Genomic DNA, 25,078 nt, shown 5'->3' with positions numbered 1-25,078 from the left:
AGCGTGGCGAGAACCTGACGGAGAGCCGGAGATACCCGTGACGGACAATCAGACCGTGCAGGCCTGCATCGACGCCTGGACGCAGTCCATCGAGTCGATATCCGAACTGCTGGCCGCACTGCCGACGGACTCCTGGAACCGGGCCACCGAGTGTCCCGGCTGGTCCGTCCGCGACGTCGTCTCACACGTCATCGCGGTCGAGTCCGAGCTGCTCGGCGATCCCCGGCCGATCCACTCGCTGCCGCGCGATCTGCGGCACGTCACCACCGAGTTCGCCCGCTACGTCGAGCTGCCGGTCGACAAGCGGCGCTGCCACACCCCCATCGAGCTGACCAGCGAGCTGGACTACATCGTCATCCGCCGCTCGCGCGCGCTGCGCGACTCCAGGTACGAGCCGGGCGACCTCGTCCGCACGCCCGCCGGGCCGCTCGCCCGCGACCTGCCGTACTGGGCGCTGCTGCGCGAGCGGGTGCTCGACGTCTGGGTGCACGAGCAGGATCTGCGGCGCGCCATCGGCGTCCCCGGCAACCTCGCCTCCCCGGCCGCCTTGATCACCCGCGACCTCCTGCTGGAGGGACTCCCCAAGGCCGTCGCCCGGCTGGCCGGCGCCCCCGCCGGGACGGTGGTCTCCTTCGACGTGACCGGTGAGGTGGAGTTCCTGCGCACCGTCCGGGTGGACGCCGACGGCCGCGGCACCCTGGACGAGCGGGTCAGCCTCGCCCCCGGCGTCCAGTTCACGATGGACTGGGAAACGTACGCCAGGCTCGCCTGCGGCCGCGGCCGCCCGGGCCCGGTCAAGGCCGAGGGCGACCAGGAGCTGGCCGCCCGGGTACTGGCCAACTTCGCACTGACGCCGTGACGGTCCGTGAGCTTCCCGATGGCCTTCTTGACCACTTGATGTACACGGAGAAGCGTTACAGCTGAGCGGAAGCACGTCTCCGTGGCGTACGCGGGTGGCGCGCGTCGCGCTTTCGTGTGTCCGACTGGCACCGGCACATCACCCGTTCGGCCTCGTAGTCCAGGGCGGCCCATCACCGAGAGTGAAGGAGCGGCGGTCATGGACGACGAAGCCGGCATGGTGCTGGTGCGGTCCAGCTTCCCGGTCACCGGCCAGCCGATCAGGGTGGTCATGATCAACGGCGAACCGTGGTTCGTCACGGCGGACGTGTGCAGGATCCTGGGGCGGGAGAACCCGAGCCGTGCGAACAAGACTGTCGGCTCGGGGAACGCACGAGTCGTCAACAGCCAGCAGATTTCACGTACTTTCGGTACGTGTAATGACGTTTCCGCAGGTGGTAAGCCCTACAACCCCGGCAACCCAATGATCAACCTGATCAACGAGGCCGGCCTCTACACGCTCGTCATGCGCTCGAACAAGCCAGCCGCGCGCCCGTTCCAGGAGTGGGGCACCGGAGAGCTGCTCCCGTCGATCCGACGCGGTGACACCGACGTCCCCAAGCAGCAGCAGCGGATGGCGGAGACCCTCGCCGAGGCGATCGGACAGCAGGTGCAGATCCTGGCCCAAATCGACCAGGAGGACGGGCCGGGCGTCCACATCCGCTCGGACGGGACGGTGCACTGCCGGCACGGCGAGATGGAGTTCCGCGTCCCGAGCAGGCAGGACGACAGCGGACCGCCGTTCGGCGCGTACTTCCAGTGCCCGAGCGTCGAGCACGTGGGGATCCGTGGTGGCAAGGCGATCCCGCGCTGCCCGAGGCTCAAGCTGGTCGACCTGATCCGCAGCCTCGCCAACCACCCGACCGACCCGGAGAATCCGCAGCCGCAGCCGCCCTCGGCCTCCTCCGACGGCCTGGTGTGCGAGGTCGGCTCCGCCCGGATCCACGGAACGGTCCAGCAGATCGCCGACCTGCTGCGCGCACTCGGCGACAGATGAGCACGAGACCGTCGTAACCCTATGCCTGGCATAGGGTTACGACACTTATGACCTCGGTAACCCTCACTTCGAGTGAGGGTTGCGCGCGTTTTCACAGGTCAGAACCCCTACAAAAACCCTACGCCCGCCCCAGCTCCCGCCTCAGCCGGACGATCATCCCCGTCCCCACCGCCAGCGGCACGTACTGCCAGCAGAAGGCCCACCGGTACGTCTCGGCCGTGTGCCCGGCGGGCCCGGAGAGGGAGTCGAGCAGCAGGCCGATGCCGAAGAGGGTGATCACCGTGCCGATGAAGCCGCCCATGTTGGCGATGCCGGAGGCCGTGCCGAGGCGCTCGGGCGGGTTGTGGGCGCGGGCGTAGTCGAGGCCGACCAGGGATGCGGGGCCGTTGCTGCCCATGACGACGAGCAGCACCACCAGCAGCCAGAGCGGCGGCCGCCCGCCGGGCCAGGCGAGCACCGCGGCCCAGCAGGCGGCCGTGGCGCCGATGACCGTGAAGGTCACCGGGATCCGGGCGGCGGGGTACCGGGAGACCAGCCGCCCGAAGACCAGGCCGAAGGCCATGTTGCTGAGGACGAGCAGGGTCAGCAGCCCGCCCGCCTCGTCCCGGCTCATGCCCTGGCCCTCGACCAGGAAGGGCATGCCCCAGAGCAGGCCGAAGGCCGCGCCCGGGAGGGCGGTGGTGAAGTGCACCCACAGGCCGAGCCGGGTGCCGGGCTGCCGCCAGGCCTGCCGGATCTGCTCGCGTGCGGGCGGCCGCCCTCCGGTCGCCGGCACGACGGTGACGCCCGCCGGGGCCTCCTTGAGCAGCAGTGCGACCATCCCGAAGGCGCCCACGCCGAGCAGGGCGATCAGGGCGAAGGTGAAGGTCCAGCCCTCGCGGTGCAGCGCCTGGGCGAGAACGGCGGTGGTCACCAGGTTGCCGCCGGTACCGACCAGTCCGGTGAGCTGGGCGACCAGCGGGTTCCTGGCCGCCGGGAACCAGCGGGCGGCGACCCGCAGCACGCTGATGAAGGTCATCGCGTCGCCGCAGCCGAGCACCGCACGGGCGGCCAGCGCGGGTCCGAACGAGGAGCTGAAGGCGAAGGCGAGCTGTCCCGTACTCAGCAGCAGGATGCCGAGCAGCAGTACCCGGCGCGGCCCGAACCGGTCGATCAGCAGGCCGACCGGCACCTGCATGGCCGCGTAGACCAGCACCTGCAGGACGGCGAAGGTGGAGAGCGCCGAGGCGCCGATGCCGAACCTGGCCACCGCGTCCAGGCCGGCCACACCGAGGCTGGTGCGGTGGATCACCGCGAGGACGTAGACGCCGACACCGATCGACCACGCGGCCCAGGCGGCCCGGCCGCCGGGTGGTGCGGGGGCGTGCTCGGAGCGCTCGGAGGGTTCGGATCCGGGTTGTGGCGGGAGTCGAGGACCGGGAACTGGACGGGATGCGACTGGGCTGTCTGGGTCCACGGGCACGACGACCAGACTAGTCATCCCATCAAATGACCAATCTGCCCGGGTTGCCTGCCGGGAGCGGGGGCAGGGACTCGAAGGAACCCCGTGCCCCAAGGGGCTCAGCCCTTGAGCGTCCAGGTCACCGTCCTGGTCATGCGCTGCTCGCGGAACGCCTCGTCGCGCACCCAGTCGGTGGTGTCCCGCACGGTCGCGGTGACCTTCACGTCCTTGCCGGAGGGGATCTGCAGCAAGGAGGTGTCCAGCCAGGTCGGATCCGCTCCCTGCGGAGTGGTCAGCACGCCGTCGACCTTCCACACCACGTCCAGCTGCCGGTCGCCGGCCAGCGGCAGCGGGCGGACGTGCAGCCGGGGTCGCCCGGCCACCGTGCCCGCGGCGGGCTCCGGCGGGTCCATCGGGCCGACCCGGCGGTAGATCTGTTCGAGGATCGCCTCCCGGGAGGGGAGGTTGTAGCTGCCGCCGAGGGTCCGCATGACCGAGTCGACGGTCGGCCGGTAGATGCCGTTGGCGCTGCGGTACGCCCCGACGGTGCCACCGCCGTCCGGGGACTCGGCGCCGAGCCAGCGCCACCACTTCACACGGGTGCGGGCCATCTCGTCGGCGTTCACCGTGGAGAGGTTGGGGTAGTCGGCGTCGTCGGGGGCGCTGTCGTACTCGTCGCCGAGGTCGCCGACGGTGTGGCCGATCTCGTGCTGGATGATCCGTCCGGCGTCCGGGCTGCCGCCCGCGAGGGTGGTCACCGCGGTACCGCCGGCGCCGCCGTACTCGCTGGAGTTGGCGAGGGCGATCACGTACTGCGGTCCGTCGCCGTTGCCCGCGTACCGAGCGGTGGTGGGCTCGTCCGCACAGAGCAGCCGGGCGGTGCCGTCGCACCAGAAGTGCATCCCCAGCGGGGTGCCCGTCCGGTGGCTCTGGCCCTCCGACTCGGCTATCCCGGCGACCGGGGAGACCACGTCGACCCGCCTTATGTTGAAGTAGCCCTGGTAGCTGCGGAACGGCTCTATCTCCATAAGCGCGTGCCAGGCCCGGTCCGCCTGTTCCTGGAACAGCTCCTGCTGGTCGGCGGTGTAGCCGTCGCCTATCAGCACCAACGTGATCCGGTCGGCGGGGTCTCCGGTGCGGCGTATGTCCACCGTGGGCGCGGGCTGGGGCGACCGCGGCGCGGCACCGCCGGTGCCGTGCAGAGGTAGGGCACGGTCCGGGGAGGGCGCCGGAGCGCCGATCGTTCCGAAGGGTGGCGGGGATGCCACCTCGAGAACGGTCGGCAGAGCCGCGACCGAGAGCAGGCTGAGCGCCGCCGCGCTCCGGACGATTCGGCCAGACCTACCGTTCGGCATACGGTGCGTCCTCCGGACTCCGGTCACCCGGCCTGGAGCTCGGGTGGGGGGTCGCCAAGACGTACCCGGCCCGCCGGACAGACCCGACCTCGTGGGGAGCGACTTCGCCGGACCGGGCCACCGCGGCGGGGCATCCGGCGCAATCCGCAGGCGCGTCACCCGCAACGGCCGTACAGGGGCCGGGCCGCTCGCCCGACCGGGGCGGCTCAGCGGCGACGCAGCAGCAGGTGCGTACCGATTCCCAAGAGCAGGCCCCAGAAGGCCGAGCCGATGCCGAACAGGCTCATCCCGGAGGCGGTGGCGAGGAAGGTCACCACGGCGCCGTCACGGCCGCCTTCATCGGCGAGCGCGCCGGCCAGGCTGCCCTGGAAGGACGCCAGCAGCGCGACCCCCGCGATCACCGCGATGAGCGCCGCCGGCAGGCCGGTGAACAGGCTCACCAGTACTCCGCCGAAGCTGCCGACCAGCAGGTAGAGGAATCCGGCCGACATCCCGGCGACGTAGCGGCGGTCGGGGTCGGGGTGGCTCTCCGGGCTGGTGCAGATCGCGGCGGTGATGGCGGCCAGGTTGATCCCGGGCGAGCCGAACGGCGCCAGCAGGACGGAGAGCGCGCCGGTGGCTCCGATCAGCAGCCGGTCGTCCGTCCGGTAGCCGGAGGCGTGCATGATGGCGAGGCCGGGCGCGTTCTGCGAGGCCAGCACCACGATGGTGAGCGGCAGCGCAAGTCCGACCATCGCGTGCCAGCCGAAGGCGGGTGCGGTCAGCACCGGACGGACCAGCCCGCCGTCCCCGAGGTGCAGCGGCAGTCCGACGGTGCCGGCCGCCAGCACCCCGCCGGCCAGCAGGGCCACGGGTACCGCGTACCGGGGCAGGTAGCGCTTGGCGAGCAGGAAGGCGGCGAAGCTGCCGAGCACCAGCACGGGCGCCTTGTGCAGCGAGCCGAAGACCCCGGTGCCGAAGGAGAACAGGATTCCGGCCAGCATCGCGTTGACGATCCCGGTCGGCACCGCGCTGATCAGCCGCCCGAACAGACCGGTCGCACCGAACACCGCGACCGCCACGTTGCTCACCAGGAACGCCCCCACCGCCTCCCGGTACGGGTACGCGCCCAGGCTGGTCACCAGCAGCGCCGCACCGGGAGTGGACCAGGCGGTGATCACCGGCGTCCTGGTCCACCAGCTCAGCAGGAGGCAGGTGAGTCCGCTGCCGATGGACACCGCCCAGATCCAGGAGGCGGTGTGCGCGGCGTCCAGGTGTCCCGCGGACGCCGCCGCGAGGACGATCACCAGTGGCCCGGAGAAGGAGACGGCTATACAGACCAGTCCGGCCAGCAGGGCGGGCAGCGAGACGTCCCGGCGCAGCGAGCGCCGGGTGGAGGACCCCGGCGCGGCCTCGGTGTCCGGCCCTGTCTGCTGCGGCAGTTCAACGCGATGTTCGGCCATCCGAGCAGTATTCTGGATTACCCTCTGCGGCACTCCGGAAATATCTTCAGAACGGCTGCCACCAGCTGACGGCAGGCGTGTGCGCAGGTGCGAAGGCACGGAGAACCGGTCCGGCGGGCCGCCGGGGGTGCAGCTACCGGCCGATCTCTTCCACCACGAAGTCCGCGACAGGCCCCCTGGGGGAACCCATAATGCGAGCATCCGCTGTGCCCGGCTTTGCGAAGAACGTCCTGTCCGCCTTCGCCACCCGCAGGGCTCTCGCCCTGGGCGCCCTCGCCGTCACCGTCAGCGCCGCCGCCCCGCTGCTGCCGAGTGCCCCCGCCGCCTGGGCGTGCGGTGACGACACCGGCTCGGCCGCCGGCGTCACGGCCGCCTCCGCCCCCGGCGCGACCCACCACGGCGACCCGGCGTCGGCCTTCGTCCCGGTGGTGCCGACCTCACTGACCGCCGGCGGCCCGCCGGTCGAACTCGGCGTCGAGATGGCCAACTTCACCGGCGCGGACTACCCGAGGATCGCGCCGTCGTTCGCGCTCTACAACCCGAGCTCCGACTCCGACTACGCCACTCCCGGGACCAATCTGCGGCTCCAGGACCTGAAGGTGGAGGTGCTGAAGGGCGGCCGGTGGCAGGTCCTGCCGCTGCACCACAGCTGCGACCCGACGCTGGTCGCCGACACCTCCGCCCTGGCCGGCTCGCTGACGGACCAGCACGCCCACCGCTACCTGTTCCGCCTCTCGCTGTCGGCCGACGCCCCCAGGCAGCAGAGGGAGATCCAGGTCTTCAGCGGCTTCGGCCTGGACGGCAGGAGCAACTCGACCGTCCTCGAGGTGCTCCGCTGAGCCCCTGCTGAGCGCGTTGGGCCCTGCCTCGGCCGAGGCAGGGCCCAACGGGCTCACGGGGAGCGTCACTTGACCGGGTCAGCCCCAGGTGATCAGGCGCTTCGGGCGCTCCAGGATCGCGGCGACGTCCGCCAGGACCTTGGAGCCGAGCTCGCCGTCGACCAGGCGGTGGTCGAAGGAGAGCGCGAGGGTGGTGACCTGACGCGGCACCACCTTGCCCTTGTGCACCCACGGGAGTTCCCGCACCGCGCCGAAGGCCAGGATGGCGGCCTCGCCGGGGTTGAGGATCGGGGTGCCGGTGTCGACGCCGAAGACGCCGACGTTGGTGATGGTGATGCTGCCGCCCTGCATGTCGGCCGGCGAGGTCTTGCCCTGACGCGCGGTATCGATCAACTCGCCGAGCGAGACCGCCAGTTGCGGCAGGGTCTGGGACCCGGCGTCCTTGATGTTGGGCACGATCAGACCGCGTGGGGTGGCCGCCGCGATACCGAGGTTGACCTGACCCTTGATCACGATCTCCTGGGTGGCCTCGTCCCAGGCGGCATTGATCTCCGGGTGGCGCCGGACCGCGGTCAGCAGCGCCTTGGCGACAAGCAGCAACGGGCTGACCCGAACGCCCGCGCCCAGCTCGCCGCTCTCCTTGAGCTTGCGGACCAGCTTCATCGTCCGGGTCACGTCGACCTGGACGAACTCGGTGACGTGCGGCGCGGTGAAGGCCGAGGCCACCATCGCCTGCGCGGTGGCCTTCCGGACACCCTTGACCGGCACCCGGACGTCACCCAGCCCAGCGGGCACCGGCTGCGCCACCGCCACCACGGCCTCCTCGGCCGGAGCCGGCGCGACGGCCGGAGCCACCGGGGCCTGGGCCGGGGCGGCCGCCGCCTGGGCCGCCGCGTGGACGTCCTCGCGGGTGATCACACCCTCGGGGCCGGTCGGAACGACGGCCCGCAGGTCGATCCCGAGGTCCTTGGCCAGCTTGCGCACCGGCGGCTTGGCCAGCGGCCGCTCGGCCACCGCCGGGGCGGCCACCGGAGCGACCGGGGCTACCGGCGCCGGCTCCTGCGGCGGTGCGTAAGCCGCGGGAGCCGGCGCCTCGGCCGGTCTGGCCGGGGCGGCCGCGGCGCTGCGCCGGGCCCGGCGCTGGGTGCCCCCGGTCCGCGGCCCGTAGCCGACGAGCACCTCGCGGCGCTCGGGCACGGCCTCCTCCTCTGCCGCGGCGGCCGCCACCGGGGCCGGAGCGGCCTCACCGGCGCCAGCGCCGACCGCGACCGAGATGATCGCCGTACCGACGTCCACCGTGGTCCCGGCGGGGAAGAAGAGCTGCTCCACCACCCCGTTGAACGGGATCGGCAGCTCGACCGCGGCCTTGGCGGTCTCCACCTCGCAGACGACCTGACCGTCCGTCACCTCGTCGCCGGGCTTGACGTACCAGGTCAGGATCTCGGCCTCGGTGAGGCCCTCGCCGACGTCCGGCATCTTGAACTCGCGGAGCGAGCGAACTTCAGTGGTCATCATCGCTCCCGGTGATCAGAACGCCAGCGCGCGGTCGACGGCGTCGAGTACGCGGTCCAGGTCGGGCAGGAAGGCCTCCTCGACCCGGGACGGCGGGTACGGCGCGAAGTAGCCGCCGACCCGCAGCACCGGAGCCTCCAGGTGGTAGAAGCACCGCTCGGTGAGCCGGGCGGCGAGCTCGGCGCCCATGCCCATGAAGACCGGCGCCTCGTGCACCACGATGCCGCGCCCGGTGCGCTTGAGCGAGGCCTCCAGGGTGCCGAAGTCGACCGGGGAGAGCGAGCGAAGGTCGATGACCTCCAGCTGCCGGCCCTCCTCCTCGGCGGCCGCGGCGGCCTCCAGGCAGACCTTCACCATCGGGCCGTAGGCGATCAGGGTGGCGTCCGTGCCGGGCCGCACCACCCGGGCGGCGTGCAGCGGCAGGTCGGGCGCGTCCAGGACCTCGCCCTTGTCCCAGTACCGGCGCTTGGGCTCCAGGAAGATCACCGGGTCGTCGGACTCGATGGACTGGCGGAGCATCCAGTGCGCGTCCTGGGCGCTGGACGGGGAGACCACCCGCAGGCCCGCGGTGTGCGCGAAGTACGCCTCGTGGGACTCGCTGTGGTGCTCGACCGCGCCGATGCCGCCCGCGTACGGGATGCGGACGGTGACCGGCATCTTCACGTGACCCAGCGCACGGGCGTGCATCTTCGCCAGCTGGGAGACGATCTGGTCGAAGGCCGGGTAGACGAAGCCGTCGAACTGGATCTCCACGACCGGCCGGTAGCCTCTGAGTGCGAGGCCGATCGCGGTGCCCATGATCCCGGACTCGGCGAGCGGGGTGTCGATGACCCGGCTCTCGCCGAAGTCCTTCTGCAGGCCGTCGGTGATCCGGAAGACGCCGCCGAGCTTCCCGATGTCCTCGCCCATCAGGACGGTCTTCGGGTCACTCTCCAGTGACTTGCGCAGGGCCTCGTTGAGCGCCTTGGCAATGCTGAGCTGACCTGCCATCAGTGGTTCTCCCCGCCCTCGAAGGACGCCGCGTACGCCTCGTACTCAGCCCGCTCTTCCTCGACCAGCGTGTGCGGCTCGGCGTACACGTGGTCGAAGATCAGGGTTGGGTCCGGGTCCGGCATGCCGCGCACGCCCTCGCGCACCCGCAGCCCCAACTCCTCGCTCTCCGCGTCGATTCCGGCGAAGAACGCCTCGTCCGCCAGGCCCTGCTTCTCCAGGTGGGCCCTGAGCCGGGTGATCGGGTCCTTGGCCTTCCAGGCCTCGGTCTCCTCGCTCATCCGGTAGCGGGTCGGGTCGTCGGAGGTGGTGTGCGCGCCCATCCGGTAGGTGAACGCCTCGATCAGCACCGGGCCGTTGCCGCTGCGGGCGTGGTCGAGCGCCCAGCGGGTGACCGCGAGGCAGGCCAGCACGTCGTTGCCGTCCACCCGCACGCCCGGGAAGCCGAAGCCGGAGGCGCGGCGGTAGAGCGGGATCCGGGTCTGCACGGTGGTGGGCTCGGAGATCGCCCACTGGTTGTTCTGGCAGAAGAAGACGACCGGGGAGTTGTAGACCGAGGCGAAGGTGAAGGCCTCGTTGACATCACCCTGGCTGGAGGCGCCGTCGCCGAAGTACGCGATCACCGCGTCGTCGGCACCGTCCTTGGTGATGCCCATCGCGTAGCCGGTGGCGTGCAGCGTCTGCGAGCCGATCACGATGGTGTAGAGGTGGAAGTTCTTCTCGTTCGGGTCCCAACCGCCGTGGTTCACACCGCGGAACATGCCGAGCAGGTTCAGCGGGTCCACGTCGCGGCACCAGGCGACGCCGTGCTCGCGGTAGGTCGGGAAGGCGTAGTCACCGGGGCGCATCGCGCGGCCCGAGCCGACCTGGGCGGCCTCCTGGCCCAGCAGCGAGGCCCACAGGCCCAATTCGCCCTGGCGCTGCAGCGAGGTGGCCTCGGCGTCGAAGCGCCGGACCAGCACCAGGTCCCGGTAGAGCGAGCGGAGCTCGTCATCGGTGATCGCCAGCGGGAATTCCGGGTTCTCGACCCGCTCCCCTTCGGGCGTGAGTAGCTGCACGAGCTCCGGCGGGGCGTCCGAACCCTTTGTGCGGAGGTTGTCAGGGACGCCGGGGGCGGCCTTCTTGCGCGCCCTCGCCGTGCTTTTGACGGTCACGTTCACTCCTCGGTCTGTCCGGCCGCCCGGGGTCGCCGGTGACCGGTCCGGTCACCGCCTCGCAGGCACGCGTGGGTGTGCGCACCGACTGCTAGGCAGGTGGTGTTCCCTTTCCGACGGCGTCCCTCACGAGAACGTTACCCAGCGGAGCCCCTTGGCGCGCTTGCGCTAGGACGTCCTACTTGTTCACGCCCGAGAGCGGCAGGTGTGGTGCAGCTCTCACGCGGTGGCCGTCAGGACACCTGCGCACGCTATCCGGGCGGAGCCTTTCGCGTAAGGGGGTAATCGGCACCGATTCTGTGCCGGGACCGACACAGGCGATATGTCTTCCATCACCCGATATGGGAGCATTTGACCGTGACTGGAAACGGACAAATCAGGGTTTTCCTACTAGATGATCATGAGGTCGTCCGGCGCGGTGTACACGACCTCCTGTCCATGGAGGACGACATCGTGGTCGTCGGCGAGGCCGGCACCGTCGCCGAGGCACTGACCCGGATCCCGGCCACGAGCCCCGACGTGGCGATCCTCGACGTCCGCCTGCCGGACGGCAACGGCGTCGAGGTCTGCCGCGAAGTCCGCTCGCACCAGCCCGAGACCAGGTGCCTGATGCTGACCTCCTTCTCGGATGACGAGGCACTTTTCGACGCGATCATGGCCGGAGCATCCGGGTACGTACTGAAGGCGATCCGCGGCACCGATCTGGTTTCGGCGGTCCGCGACGTGGCGGCGGGAAAGTCACTGCTCGATCCGGTCGCCACCAGCCGGGTGCTGGAGCGGCTGCGCGACGGCGGCGAGAAGGAGGACGAGCGGCTCGCCCAGCTGACCAAGCAGGAACGGCGCATTCTCGACCTGATCGGCGAGGGAATGACGAATCGTCAGATCGGCAACGAACTGCACCTGGCCGAGAAGACCGTCAAGAACTACGTCTCAAGTCTGCTGGCCAAGATGGGAATGGAGCGCCGCACCCAGGCGGCCGCCTATGTGGCCCGACGGCAGGCCGATCATCTGCATTAACCACACTCCCAACACAATGTCAAGTACCTGTGTAGGACTTCATTACGCTCCTGTTCCGTGACAACGCAAGGCCAGATCATCGTGTGCGCGCCGCCTCGCCCGGACCGCACCGCACCCCCCTTCGGCACCCTCAGCCCCCCGGTCGCACACGAGGACGCGACCGGGGTGCTGCGTTCCTACCGGCTCGGCAGGCCCAGCGAGATACGGCCGGTGGCCGAAGGGCTGCTCAACCGGGGCTACCGGATCACCACCGGATCCGGCCGCTACTTCCTCAAGTGCTACGTCGACCACGTCACCGCCACCCGCACCGCGATCACCGCCCAGCACCGCGCCACCCGTGACCTGCACGCCCTCGGACTGCCCACCCCGCCGCCGCTGCCGGCCCTCGGCGGCCGGACCGTGACCTCCTACGGTGGGCGGCTGTTCGCCCTCTACCCCTGGGTCGTCGGCAGGCACCGGCACGGCACCGACCTGAGCTGTGAGCAGTCCGCCGAGCTCGGCGCGCTGCTCGCGCGGATCCACGGCGCACTCAAGGAAGTCTGCGCCCCCGTACGGCAGCCCGCCGGGCACGCCACCGCCGACCCGGCCGAGACCGTACGGCTGGTCGGCGAGCTGCGCCGCCGGATCGCCCGTGCCGAGTCCTACGACCCCTTCGACGAGCTCGCCGAACAGCACCTGGCCGAACGGCTGGAACTGGTCGCCCTCTACCGGCACCGACGGCCCGCAGCGGAGACGGCCCCGCCGACCGGGTGGACCCACGGCGACTTCCACGGCCTCAACCTGCTCTACCGCGGCGAGCGGCCGGCGGCCGTCCTGGACTGGGACAAGCTCGGCGTCCGGCCGCAGGCCGAGGAGGCCGTACGGGCCGCCACCCTGATCTTCAACGACCGGAAGACCGGTGTCCTCGACCTCGTCCGGGTCCGCCGCTACTCCCAGGCGTACCGGGCCTACGGCGCCGCTTCCCCGGCCCAACTGGCCGCCGCCGTGCACCGGGTGTGGTGGGAACGCCTCAACGACCTCTGGATGCTCCAGTGGCACTACCAGCGCGGTGACCACCGCGCCGACCCGCTCTTCCCCGCCTCGGCCGGCCAACTCGCCTGGTGGTGCCAGGAGTACGAACAGATCCTGGACACCTTCACCAACTGACCGTCCGCAGAAGCCTCGGAGCCCCGCTCGATCAACTGCGTGCGCGCACCGAAGGCACCCGCCCGCACTCGCCCCCAGAAGCACGTTGCACCGCCCGACCACGAGGCCGAGCGGTGCAACGTGCCAGGCGGGCTTGGCCGGAGACCGGGAAACCCTCCCCCTGCCCCGGAAGACTCAGGGGGTCGTGCCCGTGCCCCCGCCCGAGCCACCGGGACCCTTGCCGGGGTCCGGCGGGGTGCTCTGGCCGCCGGAGGAGCTGGGGCCGGGGTTCGGCTTGCTGTGCGTGGGGGCCGGCGAGTCGGTCGGCGAGTCCACCGGCGGGGTGACCGGTGCCGAGGCCGATGCCGACGGGGCCGGCGACATGGAGGCCCCGGCGGAGTGCCCGGGCGTCGGCGACGGCGGCCAGTTGTCCTGCGTCTCCGGCGGCTGCGAGCTGCGGCCCGGGTTGGTGTTGCCGCCCGGGTTGCGGCTCGGCAGGGTCACCGGCGACGACGTGTCGGCCGTCGGGGCCGGCTCCGCGGACTGGCTCTGCGACGTGTCGGGCTTGGGCGACTTCTTGTCGTAGTCGTGCGTCTTGGTGGTCGGGCTCAGCGCCATCGCGGCACCGATCGCCACCACCGTCAGCAGCACCACGAGCCCGCCCAGCAGCGCCCACGGCTTGCGCTTGCGCCCGCCGTCCTCGTCGCCGTAGCCGTCGTCGTAACCGCCGTGCCCGCCGTCGTACGAACCGCCCTGGTACTGGCCGGCCGGGGTGTTGTACTGCGCGGCGGCCGGGTACGGCAGCATCGCCGTCTGGTCGTTCGGGGTACCGGCGGCAACACCCGGCCCGTCGACCGAACCCAGCGGCTTGGTGACGGCGGTGGCACCGGCCGACCCGTCGCCGTAGCCCTGGTAGCCGCCCGAACCGCCGTGGCCCGGAGCGCCGGGAACGATGGCGGTCGGCCCGGTCGCGAACCCCGCACCGGCCGCGCTGTGCATCTCCCGCAGGGCGTGCTGGAGGTGGGCCCGGAACTCGTCCGCGCTCTGGTAGCGGTCGTCCGGGTCCTTGGCCAGCGAGCGCAGCACCAGATCGTCGAGTTGGGCGGACACCCGGCCGTTGGCCTGCGAGGGCGGCACCGGCATGTCCTGGACGTGCTGGTAGACCACTGAGAGCGGGGTGTCGCCGGTGAACGGCGGACGGAGCGTCAGCAGCTCGTAGAGCATGCAGCCGGCCGCGTACAGGTCCGACCGGTGGTCGACCGGCTTGCCCAGGGCCTGTTCCGGCGACAGGTACTGCGGAGTGCCCATCACCATGCCGGTCTGGGTCATGGTGGTGGCGCCGCCGGTCAGCGCGCGGGCGATGCCGAAGTCCATCACCTTGACCGCGCCGGTGCTGGTGATGATGACGTTGGCGGGCTTGATGTCGCGGTGCACGATGCCGTTGCGGTGGCTGTAGGCGAGCGCCTCCAGCACCCCGGCGGTGATGATCAACGCCTGGTCGACCGGCGGCGCCTCCTCGTCGATCAGGAGCTCGCGGACGGTGCGGCCCTCGACCAGCTCCATCACGATGTACGGGGTCGAGTCCCCCGCGAGCTCCTCCTCGCCGGTGTCGTACACCGAGACGATCGAGTGGTGGTTGAGTGCCGCGACCGCGTGCGCCTCGCGGGTGAAGCGCAGCCGGGCCACATCGTCCTGGGCCAGCTCGGAGCGGAGCAGCTTCACCGCGACGGTCCGGCCGAGCCGTACGTCCTGTGCGGCGTAGACCTCCGCCATGCCGCCCCGGCCGAGCCGGTGGGTGACGCGGTAGCGGCCGTCGCCGAGGGTGCCCAGCGGGGCCGCGGTGCCACGGCTCGGGGTGAACGTCTGGTCGGCCGGCAGCAGCGGTGTCTCGTCCGCCTCCGGGCCGGCATCCGGCAGCTGGGGTGTCTGCTGGGTGCTCTCGTCCGCGTACCTCCGGCCGCCGGAACCGTGGCCACCGGCACCCTGAGCGCGCTCCGCCTCGCCGTCTCCCGGCTGCTGTGTCTGTGCCATCACTCCTCGCCCCGGGCTGTCGCTCGGTGCGCGGTCGCCCTTCGGTTACGTCCTCCGAACGCTACCGCTTCGCCGCGCCGAGCGTGGAACCGCAGGCCTGGCAATGCGGTTCAGAACGTACCGTTCCGACCCTGATCGAGTTGGACCACGGACAGTGACCGAGCACCGGTCGTGTCGAAGTTCGAAATCTTCTGCTTCTCCTTCTTGGCCGCCACGATACCGACGATGATCACGGCCAGCACGATCAGGCCGACGATCACGCCGATCACCACCAGCGCCGTCCCGCAGCCGTTGCCGCTGCTGTTGTTCGCCGGACGCGGCGCGAACGGCTGCGGCTGCGGGGCCGGGAAGGGCTGCGGCGTGGGCGCCACCTGCTGCGGGAACGACGGCGGGGTCTGCGCCTGCTGCGGGAACGGCGGCGGGGTCTGCGCCTGCTGCGGGAACGGCGGCGGGGTCTGCGCCTGCTGCGGGAACGGCGTCGGCGTGCCGTACTGCGGCGGGAAGGGCGCCGGCGTCTGCTGGAACCCCTGGGCCGGCTGCTGGTGCGGCGGCGCCTGGGGGAACGGCTGCGGCGTCTGCGGCGTCTGCTGATACGGAGGCTGCGGTCCCGGCGGGGTCCGCGGGCCCGGCGGGAAGGAGGGCTGCTGCTGGTACTGCGGCTGCACCTGCGGGAAGTTGGCCATCGAGGGCGTGGCGCTCACCGAGCGCGGCCCCTCGCTGATCACCAGCGGGGTGCTCGCCTGGAGCGGCGTGCCGCCCTGCGTCCCGGAGGCGATCCGCTCGACCTCGGCGCGCATCGCCTCCGCGCTCGGGAACCGGTGCGCCGGATCCTTGCGCAGCGCCCGGGCCACCAGCTCGTCCACTGCGGGCGTCACCGCCCGGTTCACCGTGGACGGCGCCGGGGGCTCCTCCTGCACGTGCTTGTACGCGATCGAGAAGGCGGTGTCCCCGTCGAACGGCAGACTTCCGGTGAGCAGCTCGAAGAGCATGCAGCCCACCGAGTACAGGTCGGAGCGCGCGTCCACGCTCTTGCCGAGCGCCTGCTCGGGCGAGAGGTACTGCGGGGTGCCGACCACCATGCCGGTCTGGGTCATCGAGGTCACGTCGGACTGCAGCGCACGCGCGATGCCGAAGTCCATCACCTTGACGACGCCCTTGGTGCTGACCATGACGTTGCCCGGCTTGATGTCGCGGTGCACCAGGCCCTGGTCGTGCGAGGCGTCCAGCGCCGACAGCACGGCGGCGGTCATCTTCAGCGCCTGCTCGACGGGCATCGCGCCGTACTGCGCGATCGCGTCGTTGAGCACGTCGCGCAGCGACTTGCCCTCGACGTACTCCATGACGATGTACGGGGTCACCGAGCCGTCCGGGCCGATGTCCTCACCGCTGTCGAAGACCGAGACGATGTTGATGTGCTGGAGCTTGGCGACCGCCTGCGCCTCGCGACGGAACCGCAGCTTGAAGGAGTCCTCGCGGCCGAGCTCGGTGTGCAGCGTCTTCACCGCGACCTGGCGGTCCAGCACCGTGTCGTGCGCCAGGTGCACGGCGGCCATGCCGCCCTGGCCGAGCGGGCGCTGCAGCACGTACCGGCCGCGTCCCAGAGAGGATCCCACCGCAGGCCCGCCCGTCGCGGTGCCGTCCTCGCTCATGGTCATCCACTCCCCCTCGGCGCGTCGGTCCGCAGCCGTGTCGTCTCGTCCGGGCCCGGGGCCCGCCGGTCGGCGGCCAGGGCCGACAACAGGGGTCAGAGTAGCGGCAAAACACCACGGCTTCGGGCCGGGGGCACATCGGGCGGCGGCCGGTTGCCATGGGGTGCGCACCGAGCCCGGCCCGGGCGGAGGGCGCCCAGTACCGCTCCGCGATCCCGCACCTGCGAGACGGCGTGACCCCGCGGGCGGGCCGGTCGGGCGGCACCGCCTCGGTCACGCCAGGCCGGTCGCGCGGTTCCCCGCGCCGCTGCCGGGCGTACTCCCGGGCGGAGCCCGCCGACGAGAAGGCCTGGGCGAGAAGGCCTAGAGGTACGGGCCCGAGCGGATGCCGCGTCCGGGCACGGACTCCTCGTCCTCCGGCTCCATGCCGTGGCTGCCCGGCGGCAGTGCCCGTCGCATCTGCTCCAGCTGTGCCCGCGCGGCCATCTGCTGCGCGAACAGCGCGGTCTGGATCCCGTGGAACAGGCCCTCCAGCCAGCCCACCAGCTGGGCCTGGGCGATCCGCAGCTCGGCCTCGGTGGGGATGGAGTCCTCGGTGAAGGGCAGCGAGAGCCGCTCCAGCTCCTCGACCAGCTCGGGGGCCAGCCCCAGTTCCAGTTCCTTGATCGAGCTGGCGTGGATGTCCTTCAGCCGGGCACGGCTGGCCTCGTCCAGAGGCGCCGCCCTGACCTCCTCGAGCAGCTGCTTGATCATGCTGCCGATGCGCATGACCTTGGCCGGCTGCTCGACCATCTCGGTCACCGGAAGCTCCCGGGACTCCGCGCTCGCACCCTCGCCGTCGCCGAACCGGCCCGCGAGAGGGCCGGGGACCGCGCCGATGGGCAGCCCGTCCGGGCCGACGATCAACACCTTCGCGCCCTCGTCCGCTCCCTGGGCCGCCGCCTGGTACGACTCCGACTGCGACCGTTCGTTCATCGGCTTCGTCATAGCTCCTTCATATGCTTCGGGCGGCGAGGGGGTCAACTGACCGACCATGATGCCCCGCCAGGACCGGCCACCCGCCACCCCGCCCCCACCCCGCTGACCACCCGTCACCACCCCGGCGCCAGAACGATCCCGCCCCATCGGCCGCGGTGGCCGTACCCTCAGCGCCCGCGCAGCCGCAGTCCGATCAGCGCCAGTCCGCATCCGATCATGGTCAGCCCGGCTCCGAGCGGGAACTGGAGGTTGGACGGGTCCGTCCACCGGATCGGCCCGGACAGCCCGCCGGCGCCCTGCGCCTGGGCGTGCGCCGTGGCCGGGAGGCTCGTGCCGGCGGTCGGCGAGGGCTCATCGCCCGGCTCCGGGTCCTGCGGCCCGTCCTCCGGGGTGTCCCACCCGTACGGACCGTCGCCGTCATCCGGGCCGGGCCGGTGGGCGGGGGCGGGATGGCGCAGGCCGCCCCTGGCCCAGCGGTGCACCACCCATGGCGGTGCGCCGGGGGCACCGTCCCAGTACGTGCCCCACGGCCGGTCGCCGGAGCCGCCCGCGCCGTCGGACGCGCCGCCTCCGGAACCGTCCGCGGAGGGTGCGGCGCTCGGCTCGGCGGTCTTCCCGGTCTCCCCACCGGCTTGCGCACCGGCAGCACCCGCGGCACCGGCCGTTCCGCTCGGGGCGGTCGCTGGAGCGGAGCCGGCCGCGGACGGCACCGAGGGCGCCGGCGAGGCCCCGCCCGAAGGCGAGGCGGAGCGGCCCGGCACGGCTCCGGCCGGCTCCGCGGTCGGCCGGACGGCGCTCCCGGCGGGGGACGGCTCCGGCGGCGGAGCGGTACGGTGCCGGACCTCGGGCACACCGGCCCCGGCGGCGGCCAGCGCACCCGTCGGCCGTACCGGAGCCGCACCCATCGAAGCCGCCAGGGGGGCCGCACCACCGCCGACCGCCAGGGCCGGACCGGCCAGCAGCAGCGGAACGGCCACCCCGGCGGCGGCGACCGCCGCCCACCGGCGCGGCCCGGCGCAGCAGGGCGGCAGCGCGGCGCAGAGCGTGGAGAACGCGTTCGTTAGTGCGGCCACGGACGGAGGTCCTTCCGACGGCCGAGCGCGCTCGGGACGCGGTCGGCGGCGGGACAGCTCCGGACCAGCGTCACATATTCCGACATCTCAGGCATTTCGGACACCCCGATCACTTGGCGTCACCCACTACTTGGCGCCACCAGGGCCCACCGCACCACCCCGCCCGGCCGCCCGGCCTACCGCGGCCCGGTCCACGACCTCGAAGACCGCGACCGGCACGTCCGCGGCTGCGTCAACTGCCGCTTCCGCCAAGGGCGTCCGGAGCCCACCCGGATGCCCTGATGACCCGTCAGCTGACGAACCGCCGTGACGTGCGAAGGCACCGGCCATCGGATCCGGCCCCCTGGCTGTCCGCCGGACACCGGACGGCTAGGGTGTCCGACCGACCGCACCAGGGGGCAGCGATGAGCGAAGCAGACGTCACGACGAGATCCCGGAACGACCGGGCCCGAGCCGGAGCGCTCCCGCCGGTGCTGGTGACCTCGGCCCAGCAGAGCGGCACCCGCGAGCTGCTGGTGCGGGCGGCCCTGGAGTCCGGCCTGGAGCACGTCGTACTGGAGGGGCCCGGGACCGTGGCGGCGATGGCCGGACGTGCCGTGCACTGGTACGGCGGGCCGCTCGCGGCGGACCGGGTCGCCGCCCGCCTCGGCCTGGGGCTGCTGGAACCGGCGGACGCGTGGCTGGCGGAGCTGCCCGAGGGGTTCACCGGTCGCCGGATCGAACTGACCACGCTCTCGGAGGCCTGGGCGGGCCGCCGCCCGATGTTCGTGAAGCCGCCCGGCGACAAGCAGTTCCCCGCCGCCGTCTACGCCGACGGCACCCGGCTGCCGCGCGGCGGGGAGCGGATCGGACCGGACACCCCGGTGCTCGTGTCGGAGGTGGTGACCTTCGCGGTCGAGTACCGCCTCTTCGTACTCGACGGACGGATCGCCACCGGCAGCCGCTACGCCCGCTACGGCCGGCTCGACGTCGCCGCACTGGAGCAGGACCCCGAGGAGCCGGCGGTGCGCGCGTTCGCCGAGGAGTTGCTGAGCTCCCGGCCCGGCACCGTGCCCAGCGCCGTGGTCATCGACGTCGGCCGCATCCAGGACCCGGACACCGGAGCGGAGCGGTGGGCCGTGGTCGAGGCCAACATGCCCTGGTTCGCGCACGGTTACGCGGCCCGGCCGAACCTGGTCCTCCCCGTCGTGCTCCGCTCCGCCGGGCCGCGGGACCAGGTCCTCGCCCGCGACCACCGCTTCCTGCGGCCGACCGCGTAGACCGGCCGGTGCCGGCGAGCACGGACGACCCCGCGGCCGCAGGCGGCCCGGCCGCCTGCGCGGCGGTCCGCCGAGGAGCACCGCGCCACCGGCGCCGACCGCCGTTCATGCCTGGAGGACGACCTTGCCGACCTGCTCGCCCGCCTCGACCACCTGGTGGGCGGCGCCGGCGTCGGCCATCGGCAGCACCCGGTCGATCACGGGCTTGACCACACCGCTCTCGACCAGCGGCCAGACGTGCTCGCGCACGGCCGCGACGATCGCAGCCTTCTCCCCCAGCGGGCGGCCGCGCAGGTTGGTGGCGGCCACGGCGGCGCGCTTGCGCAGCAGGGTGTTGAGGTTGATCTCGCCCTTCACACCGCCCTGCAGGCCGATGATCACCAGACGGCCGTTGACCGCCAGCGCGTCCACGTTCCGCTGCAGGTACTTGGCGCCGATGATGTCCAGGATCACGTCCGCCCCGGCACCGTCGGTGGCCTCGCGCAGCGCCGCCACGAAGTCCTGTTCGCGGTAGTCGATCGTGATGTCCGCGCCCAGCTCCGCGCAGCGCGCCAGCTTCGCCGCGCTGCCCGCCGTCACCGCCACCCTGGCACCGACCGCCTTGCCCAGCTGGATCGCCATCGTGCCGATCCCGCTCGCACCGCCCTGCACCAACAGCGTCTCGCCGGGGCGCAGATGGGCCACCTGGAACACGTTGGACCAGACCGTGCAGACCGCCTCGGGCAGTGCGGCCGCCTCGATGGGGCTCAACCCCTTGGGCACCGGCAGCAGTTGACCGGCCGGCACCGCCACCCGCTGGGCGTGCCCGCCGCCGCTGAGCAGGGCGCACACCTCGTCCCCGACCGCCCAGCCCGCCACACCCGGGCCGAGCGCGACGATCCGTCCGGCGCACTCGAGACCGGGGTACGGAGACGAGCCCGGCGGCGGGTCGTAGAACCCCTGCCGCTGCAGCAGATCCGCTCGGTTGACGGCACTGGCCACCACCTCGACCAGCACCTCTCCCGCCGCGGGCACCGGGTCCGGCACCTCCGCCCAGGCCAGCACTTCCGGACCGCCGGGCTCAGGAATCGTGATCGCATACATGTCCCCGACGCTACCTCCCGGCCCGGGCACCCCGCCGCCCATCCGGGCGGGTCACGGCAGGTGGCTGACGCGGATTCAGCCCGTTGCGCGCTGCCGGGACACCGCCGCTCGGCACCTACGGCGCTGCGAGCAGCTCCACCCGGGCACCAGCCGGGACACCGCCCGGCGGGACCACCACGAGTGCCTCGGCGAGCGCCAGGCCCCGGAGCATCGCGGGACCGTCGAAGGCCAGCGGCACCACACCCCGGTCGGTACGGACCACCGGCAGCAGCCGGGTGTCCGCCGGATGCCCGGGAAAGTCCCTCGCCGTGACGGCCGACCGGGGGGTGTCGGGCGCACGGCCCAAGAGGGCGTGCAGCAGCGGCAGGGCGAGTGTGACCGTCCCCGCGACGGCTGCCAGCGGATTGCCGGGCAGGCCCACCAGGTGCCGTCCGCCGGGGAGTTCGGCCAGCAGCATCGGATGCCCGGGGCGGACCGCGACACCGTCGACCAGCAGCCGCGCCCCGACCGCCGCCAGCGCCTCGTGCAGGAAATCCACCGGCCCGGCCGCGGTACCGCCCGTGGTGACCACGACGTCGGCGGCCGAGAACCGCACGGCGTCCCGGAGCAGTCCGAAGTCGTCCCCGACCCGGCGCACCCCGGTCACCTCCGCCCCCGCCGCGGTCAGCCACGGCGGCAGCAGCGGGCCGAGCGCGTCCCGGACCCGTCCGTCCGCCGGAATCCCCGAGTCGAGCAACTCGTCCCCGAGCAGCAGCAGTTCGACGGTGGGACGACGGTGCACGGCGAGCCGGTCGTGGCCGCAGGCGGCGGCCAACCCGAGTACCGCGGGGGTGACGGGCGTACCCGCGGGCAGCAGCGGCTCGTCCCTTCGGCACTCCTGGCCGCGCGGCCGGACGTCCTGCCCGGGCGCCAGGTCGTACAGCGGGTGCAGCAGGCCGCGGTCGACCCGGCCGTGCTCCCGGCGCAGCACCCCGGTGGCACCGGCCGGGACCCGCGCCCCGGTCGCGATCTCCACGGCCTCGCCGTCGGCGAGCGTGCCAGGGTGCCGTTCCCCGGACCTGTCCGCGGCGTCCGAGGTGTCCGGAGCCTCGCGACGGCCCGCCGGATCGCCTGCCAGGATCCGGCCCGAGGTACGCCAGGGGCCGGGGCCGGCGACCGCCCAGCCGTCCATCGCCGAGGTGTCGAAGGCGGGCAGGTCGGTGAGCGCGGCCAGCGGCGACGCCAGGGTGCTGCCGAGGGCCTCGGCGAGTGGGACCTCCACCTCGGGCAGGGGCCCGTGCACCGCCAGCCGGGCCACCCGGCGTGCCTGCGGCCACCCGCTGCGGCTCAGCGGCGCGGTTCCCGCCCTGGCGCCGCTTCCCGTCCGCTCCGTACCGGCCGCCCCGGGCGCATCGGTCAGCGCGTTCACGCCGACCCCGTCCCCGGTCCGCCGCCCGCCTCGGCGGAGGCCTCCTGCGCGGCCGCGGCCCAGCGCTCGGCCAGCGCGGCGGTCCGGGCACCGGCCTCGGCAACGGCCTGCGGCCCACCACCCTGCTGGGCGGCGGCGTAGCCGATCAGGAAGGTGGTCAGCGGGGCCGCCGGACGGTCCACGCCGTGCGCGACCACCCGGGCGAGGTCCAGCAGGCCGCGTACGTCCACCTCCAGGTCGATCCCCAGCTCGGTGCTGACTTCCGCGATCCAGTCATCCAGCGTGCGCTCCATAGGGCCCATGCTGCCCGATCCGGCGCCCACCGGGCCCGTCGGCAGGTGAGGATCGCGAGTCGTTTCGCTCACCACCGCCCCTGACCGCCGGTGAGCCACTGGCGCACCGGCGGCCGGCGCTCCGCCCGGGCGCACGGAGGAGCCCCTTCAGTACTCACCCGTCCGGCGCCCGCTCCGCGCGCTCCCGCGCCCGGGCCAGCTCCTCCCAGGTGTCGCAGTCGTGGGACGCGCCCCGCCGGTCGGCCAGCCGTACCAGGTCCAGCGGGGCGAGCAGGCGGCGCAGCGGCAGCCCGTCCGGATCGCCCAGGCCGGCGAGCGTGCGTCGCAGCGCGGCGGTGCGGTACGCGGCGGCCAGCGGCTGGTCGCGGCCCTCGGCGTCGACCAGCAGCGCACCCTCGCAGCCGCTCCCCTCCAGCGCGGCGAGCAGCCGGCGGACGGTCGGCGGGTCGAGGAACGGCAGGTCGGCGGCGAGCAGCAGGACGCGTTCGGCGGTGATCCGCCCGAGTCCGGCGGCGACGGCGGCGACCGGGCCGCCACCGGGCGGCTGCTCCCTGGTCCAGGTCACGCCGTCACGCACGGTGTCCCTGGGCGGGCCGACCACCACCGTGCTGCCGGCGCCGGCGCAGGCGGCGAGCACCCGGTCGAGCAGGGTCCGTCCGCCGACCTGGAGTGCCGGCTTGTCCACCCCGCCGAGTCTGCGGGCTGCACCCCCGGCCAGCACCAGCGCGTCGTACTCCGTCATGCCGCCAGTATCCGCCGCCGCCACCGCAGTTGCTCAGGGCTCGTCGACGATCTCCGCCTCGACGATCCCGGTCTCGTCGTGCCGCTCCGTGGCGACGGGCCCGACCGGCTCGCCGGTCTCCGGCGGGACCGCGGCGAGCCGGGCGATGTTGGCGGCCGCGCTGCGCTCCAGGAACGCCGGCAGCGTGAGGCCCCCGTGGCGTTCGTTGACCGCGGCGGCGAGGCCCTCGGGATCGTCGGGGTGCTCGGCGAGGGCGCGGTCGAAGTCCTGGAGGTACTCGCCGGTGAAGGCGAGCACCCTGATGGGGTCGTCGTCGTACCCGGGCGCACGGTGTCCGGCGATCACCCGGTCCACGTCCAAATCGGCGATCCGGGCCAGGTTGTGGGCCCAGTCCAGGCGCTGGGCCTCGTCGGTGTCGGCGGTCCAGACGTGGGTGCCGTGGTAGGCGTAGTCGCCCGCCACGACGGTACGGGCGCTGGGGACGTAGACGAGGGTGGATGCCTCGCAGTCGCTCTGGCCGAGGTTCAGGACCCGGATCAGCTGCCGGTCGACCATCAGCGGCTGCGGCAGCAGCGGCACGGGCAGCAGCGGGTGGTCGGGGATGTCGTCGCCGTACACCGGCTTCCACTCGGCGACCTTGGCGGCGGCGGTCCGGGCGATCGCCTCCACCACGGACGGCGCGGCCAGCAGCTGCGCCTTGGGGAAGAGCTTCAGCACCTCCTCGGCGCCGAAGTAGTGGTCGGGGTGCTGGTGCGTGACCACCACGGCCAGCAACTGGAGCTGCTTGCCCGCGACCCACTCGGCGAGCTCGCGTCCGGCGCTGCGGGTGAGCTGGGCGTCGATCAGGATCGCGGCCCGCTCACCCATGATCAGGGAGGAGGTCGCGAAGAAGCCGGCCTCCGGGCCGGTGAAGACCTCGATCCGGAGCGGACGGGCGGCTGGGGTCCCCGTGCCTCGGTCGGCCGGCTGGGCTCCGGTCTCGTCGGACGGGGACGGCGTCACTTCTGCTCCCTGGTCGGTGTGGCGGGCCCGGTCCGGGTCCCGTGCGGTACCAGCTTGGGAGCAGCGGCCGACGAATGCCGGGTAGGCGCGCCCAGGCGGGTGATCAACCACAGCACGCCAGTACGCCGCTCCCCCGGCCCGCGGACTCCCCCTCCCAGGCCCGCTGCGCACGGTACCCGGCGTTCACCGCCCTGTCAGGCGGATGACCGCTCCGACGGTGTCCGCACCGGCTCCGGCCCCGCCGCCTCGACCGGCTCCCCCGCCGGCCGGCGCCGCGCCACAACCGGCAGCACGCCCTGGGCCACGGCCACGCCGAGCAGCACCACCAGGGTGAAGGGGGCGACGTTCACCAGCGGCGCGGTCACCGCCGAGTGCCCCCAGACCTCCTTGCCGCGCGGCAGCCGCTGTCCGGTGGCGGCCAGGACGGCCAGCAGGGTCACCGCACCGGTCGCCAGCCGCGCCAGTGCCACGTATCCGGGCGGCATCACCTGGACCGCGATTTCGACGAAGAGGAAACTGCTGCCCCAGATCAGGGCGAGCAGCAGCAGAGCGTCCCACCATCGGGCGTCGGGTTCGGTCATGGCCGCACCCTAGGGGCGGGACGCTTCGCCGCCGGGCGAACTGTCCGCCGTCCCGGCAGGACGGGACGGCCGCGTCAACTCGGCTCGGCCGAGGGTTACTTCTTCTTTCCGGTGAGCTGCTGGAGGCGGGTCTCGACGCCCCAGGCGGTGACCCGCAGCAGGGCCTCGACGACGATGTTGCGGCTCATCTTGGAGGCGCCCAGCTCGCGC

At 72.8% G+C, this 25,078-nt stretch carries 21 protein-coding genes and 2 pseudogenes; 6 read left to right on the top strand and 17 right to left on the bottom strand.

What is annotated here, in order from left to right:
* The first annotated feature begins 37 nt into the window (after positions 1-37).
* Both ABD369_RS27140 and ABD369_RS27135 read left to right on the top strand, forming a co-directional pair.
* Positions 38-859 (top strand): maleylpyruvate isomerase family mycothiol-dependent enzyme, encoded by an 822-nt coding sequence (locus ABD369_RS27140; protein WP_344639177.1) that lies wholly within the window; start codon positions 38-40, stop codon positions 857-859.
* A gap of 198 nt (positions 860-1,057) precedes the next feature.
* Positions 1,058-1,894 (top strand): BRO-N domain-containing protein, encoded by an 837-nt coding sequence (locus tag ABD369_RS27135; RefSeq protein WP_344639176.1) that lies wholly within the window; start codon positions 1,058-1,060, stop codon positions 1,892-1,894.
* Between the two features lie 118 nt (positions 1,895-2,012).
* Here the strand turns inward: ABD369_RS27135 and ABD369_RS27130 are convergent, their stop codons facing one another.
* From ABD369_RS27130 to ABD369_RS27120, 3 genes are all read right to left on the bottom strand, one after another.
* Positions 2,013-3,356 (bottom strand): MFS transporter, encoded by a 1,344-nt coding sequence (locus tag ABD369_RS27130; RefSeq protein WP_425557794.1) that lies wholly within the window; start codon positions 3,354-3,356, stop codon positions 2,013-2,015.
* Positions 3,357-3,454: 98 nt separating this feature from the next.
* Positions 3,455-4,603, bottom strand: coding sequence for a M64 family metallopeptidase (locus ABD369_RS27125; RefSeq protein WP_344639175.1), 1,149 nt, complete (start codon positions 4,601-4,603; stop codon positions 3,455-3,457).
* A 293-nt stretch (positions 4,604-4,896) separates the two neighbouring features.
* A complete protein-coding gene (locus ABD369_RS27120) occupies positions 4,897-6,132 on the bottom strand; it encodes a benzoate/H(+) symporter BenE family transporter (RefSeq protein ID WP_344639174.1) in 1,236 nt (411 codons plus the stop codon).
* Positions 6,133-6,338: 206 nt separating this feature from the next.
* On the opposite strand from ABD369_RS27120, the gene ABD369_RS27115 reads away from it, so the two are divergent.
* Complete coding sequence (locus ABD369_RS27115; protein WP_344639173.1) at positions 6,339-6,971, top strand: hypothetical protein; 633 nt, start codon at positions 6,339-6,341, stop codon at positions 6,969-6,971.
* A gap of 78 nt (positions 6,972-7,049) precedes the next feature.
* Here ABD369_RS27115 and ABD369_RS27110 read toward each other — a convergent pair whose 3' ends face one another.
* Genes ABD369_RS27110 through pdhA form a run of 3 tightly spaced genes read right to left on the bottom strand, consistent with a single transcriptional unit; the run spans position 7,050 to position 10,627 of the window.
* Positions 7,050-8,483 (bottom strand): dihydrolipoamide acetyltransferase family protein, encoded by a 1,434-nt coding sequence (locus ABD369_RS27110; protein ID WP_344639172.1) that lies wholly within the window; start codon positions 8,481-8,483, stop codon positions 7,050-7,052.
* Positions 8,484-8,498: 15 nt separating this feature from the next.
* Entirely contained in the window at positions 8,499-9,473 is a 975-nt protein-coding gene (locus tag ABD369_RS27105) for an alpha-ketoacid dehydrogenase subunit beta (RefSeq protein WP_425557793.1), read from the bottom strand.
* A complete protein-coding gene (gene pdhA / locus ABD369_RS27100) occupies positions 9,473-10,627 on the bottom strand; it encodes a pyruvate dehydrogenase (acetyl-transferring) E1 component subunit alpha (RefSeq protein WP_425557792.1) in 1,155 nt (384 codons plus the stop codon). The genes ABD369_RS27105 and pdhA overlap by 1 nt, the downstream gene beginning before the upstream one ends.
* Positions 10,628-10,984: 357 nt before the next feature.
* Between pdhA and ABD369_RS27095 the strand changes: the two genes are divergently transcribed.
* Positions 10,985-11,644 (top strand): response regulator, encoded by a 660-nt coding sequence (locus ABD369_RS27095; protein WP_344639170.1) that lies wholly within the window; start codon positions 10,985-10,987, stop codon positions 11,642-11,644.
* Between the two features lie 57 nt (positions 11,645-11,701).
* Positions 11,702-12,790 (top strand): phosphotransferase, encoded by a 1,089-nt coding sequence (locus tag ABD369_RS27090; RefSeq protein WP_344639169.1) that lies wholly within the window; start codon positions 11,702-11,704, stop codon positions 12,788-12,790.
* 174 nt (positions 12,791-12,964) lie between these two features.
* Here ABD369_RS27090 and ABD369_RS27085 read toward each other — a convergent pair whose 3' ends face one another.
* The 4 genes from ABD369_RS27085 to ABD369_RS27070 form a co-directional block, all read right to left on the bottom strand.
* Positions 12,965-14,800 (bottom strand): protein kinase domain-containing protein, encoded by a 1,836-nt coding sequence (locus tag ABD369_RS27085; RefSeq protein WP_344639168.1) that lies wholly within the window; start codon positions 14,798-14,800, stop codon positions 12,965-12,967.
* Between the two features lie 110 nt (positions 14,801-14,910).
* Positions 14,911-16,449: a protein kinase domain-containing protein gene (locus ABD369_RS27080; RefSeq protein ID WP_344639245.1), complete on the bottom strand. Its 1,539-nt coding sequence runs from the start codon at positions 16,447-16,449 to the stop codon at positions 14,911-14,913.
* Positions 16,450-16,812: 363 nt separating this feature from the next.
* On the bottom strand, positions 16,813-17,436 hold the full coding sequence (locus ABD369_RS27075; protein WP_344639167.1) for a bacterial proteasome activator family protein: 624 nt from the start codon (positions 17,434-17,436) through the stop codon (positions 16,813-16,815).
* 158 nt (positions 17,437-17,594) lie between these two features.
* A complete protein-coding gene (locus tag ABD369_RS27070) occupies positions 17,595-18,500 on the bottom strand; it encodes a hypothetical protein (RefSeq protein WP_344639166.1) in 906 nt (301 codons plus the stop codon).
* A 404-nt stretch (positions 18,501-18,904) separates the two neighbouring features.
* Between ABD369_RS27070 and ABD369_RS27065 the strand changes: the two genes are divergently transcribed.
* On the top strand, positions 18,905-19,759 hold the full coding sequence (locus tag ABD369_RS27065) for an ATP-grasp domain-containing protein (RefSeq protein ID WP_344639165.1): 855 nt from the start codon (positions 18,905-18,907) through the stop codon (positions 19,757-19,759).
* A 105-nt stretch (positions 19,760-19,864) separates the two neighbouring features.
* On the opposite strand, the gene ABD369_RS27060 is transcribed toward ABD369_RS27065, so the two are convergent.
* The 7 genes and pseudogenes from ABD369_RS27060 to ABD369_RS27030 all read right to left on the bottom strand — a co-directional run.
* Positions 19,865-20,842 (bottom strand): NAD(P)H-quinone oxidoreductase, encoded by a 978-nt coding sequence (locus ABD369_RS27060; RefSeq protein ID WP_344639164.1) that lies wholly within the window; start codon positions 20,840-20,842, stop codon positions 19,865-19,867.
* Between the two features lie 115 nt (positions 20,843-20,957).
* Positions 20,958-22,241 (bottom strand): molybdopterin molybdotransferase MoeA, encoded by a 1,284-nt coding sequence (locus ABD369_RS27055; protein ID WP_425557796.1) that lies wholly within the window; start codon positions 22,239-22,241, stop codon positions 20,958-20,960.
* Between the two features lie 5 nt (positions 22,242-22,246).
* On the bottom strand, positions 22,247-22,543 hold the full coding sequence (locus ABD369_RS27050) for a DUF6457 domain-containing protein (protein WP_425557791.1): 297 nt from the start codon (positions 22,541-22,543) through the stop codon (positions 22,247-22,249).
* Between the two features lie 178 nt (positions 22,544-22,721).
* Positions 22,722-23,285 (bottom strand): annotated as a pseudogene (gene mobA, locus ABD369_RS27045) (molybdenum cofactor guanylyltransferase); the annotation flags it as partial.
* 33 nt (positions 23,286-23,318) lie between these two features.
* Positions 23,319-24,287: an MBL fold metallo-hydrolase gene (locus ABD369_RS27040; protein WP_344639163.1), complete on the bottom strand. Its 969-nt coding sequence runs from the start codon at positions 24,285-24,287 to the stop codon at positions 23,319-23,321.
* Between the two features lie 194 nt (positions 24,288-24,481).
* On the bottom strand, positions 24,482-24,868 hold the full coding sequence (locus tag ABD369_RS27035; protein ID WP_344639162.1) for an EamA family transporter: 387 nt from the start codon (positions 24,866-24,868) through the stop codon (positions 24,482-24,484).
* 95 nt (positions 24,869-24,963) lie between these two features.
* A pseudogene (locus ABD369_RS27030) lies at positions 24,964-25,078 on the bottom strand (dolichol-phosphate mannosyltransferase); the annotation flags it as partial.

Source organism: Kitasatospora cystarginea (assembly GCF_039533515.1).
In the GTDB taxonomy this organism is placed as follows: Bacteria; Actinomycetota; Actinomycetes; order Streptomycetales; family Streptomycetaceae; genus Kitasatospora; species Kitasatospora cystarginea.
This window is presented reverse-complemented; position numbering and strand designations above follow the sequence as displayed.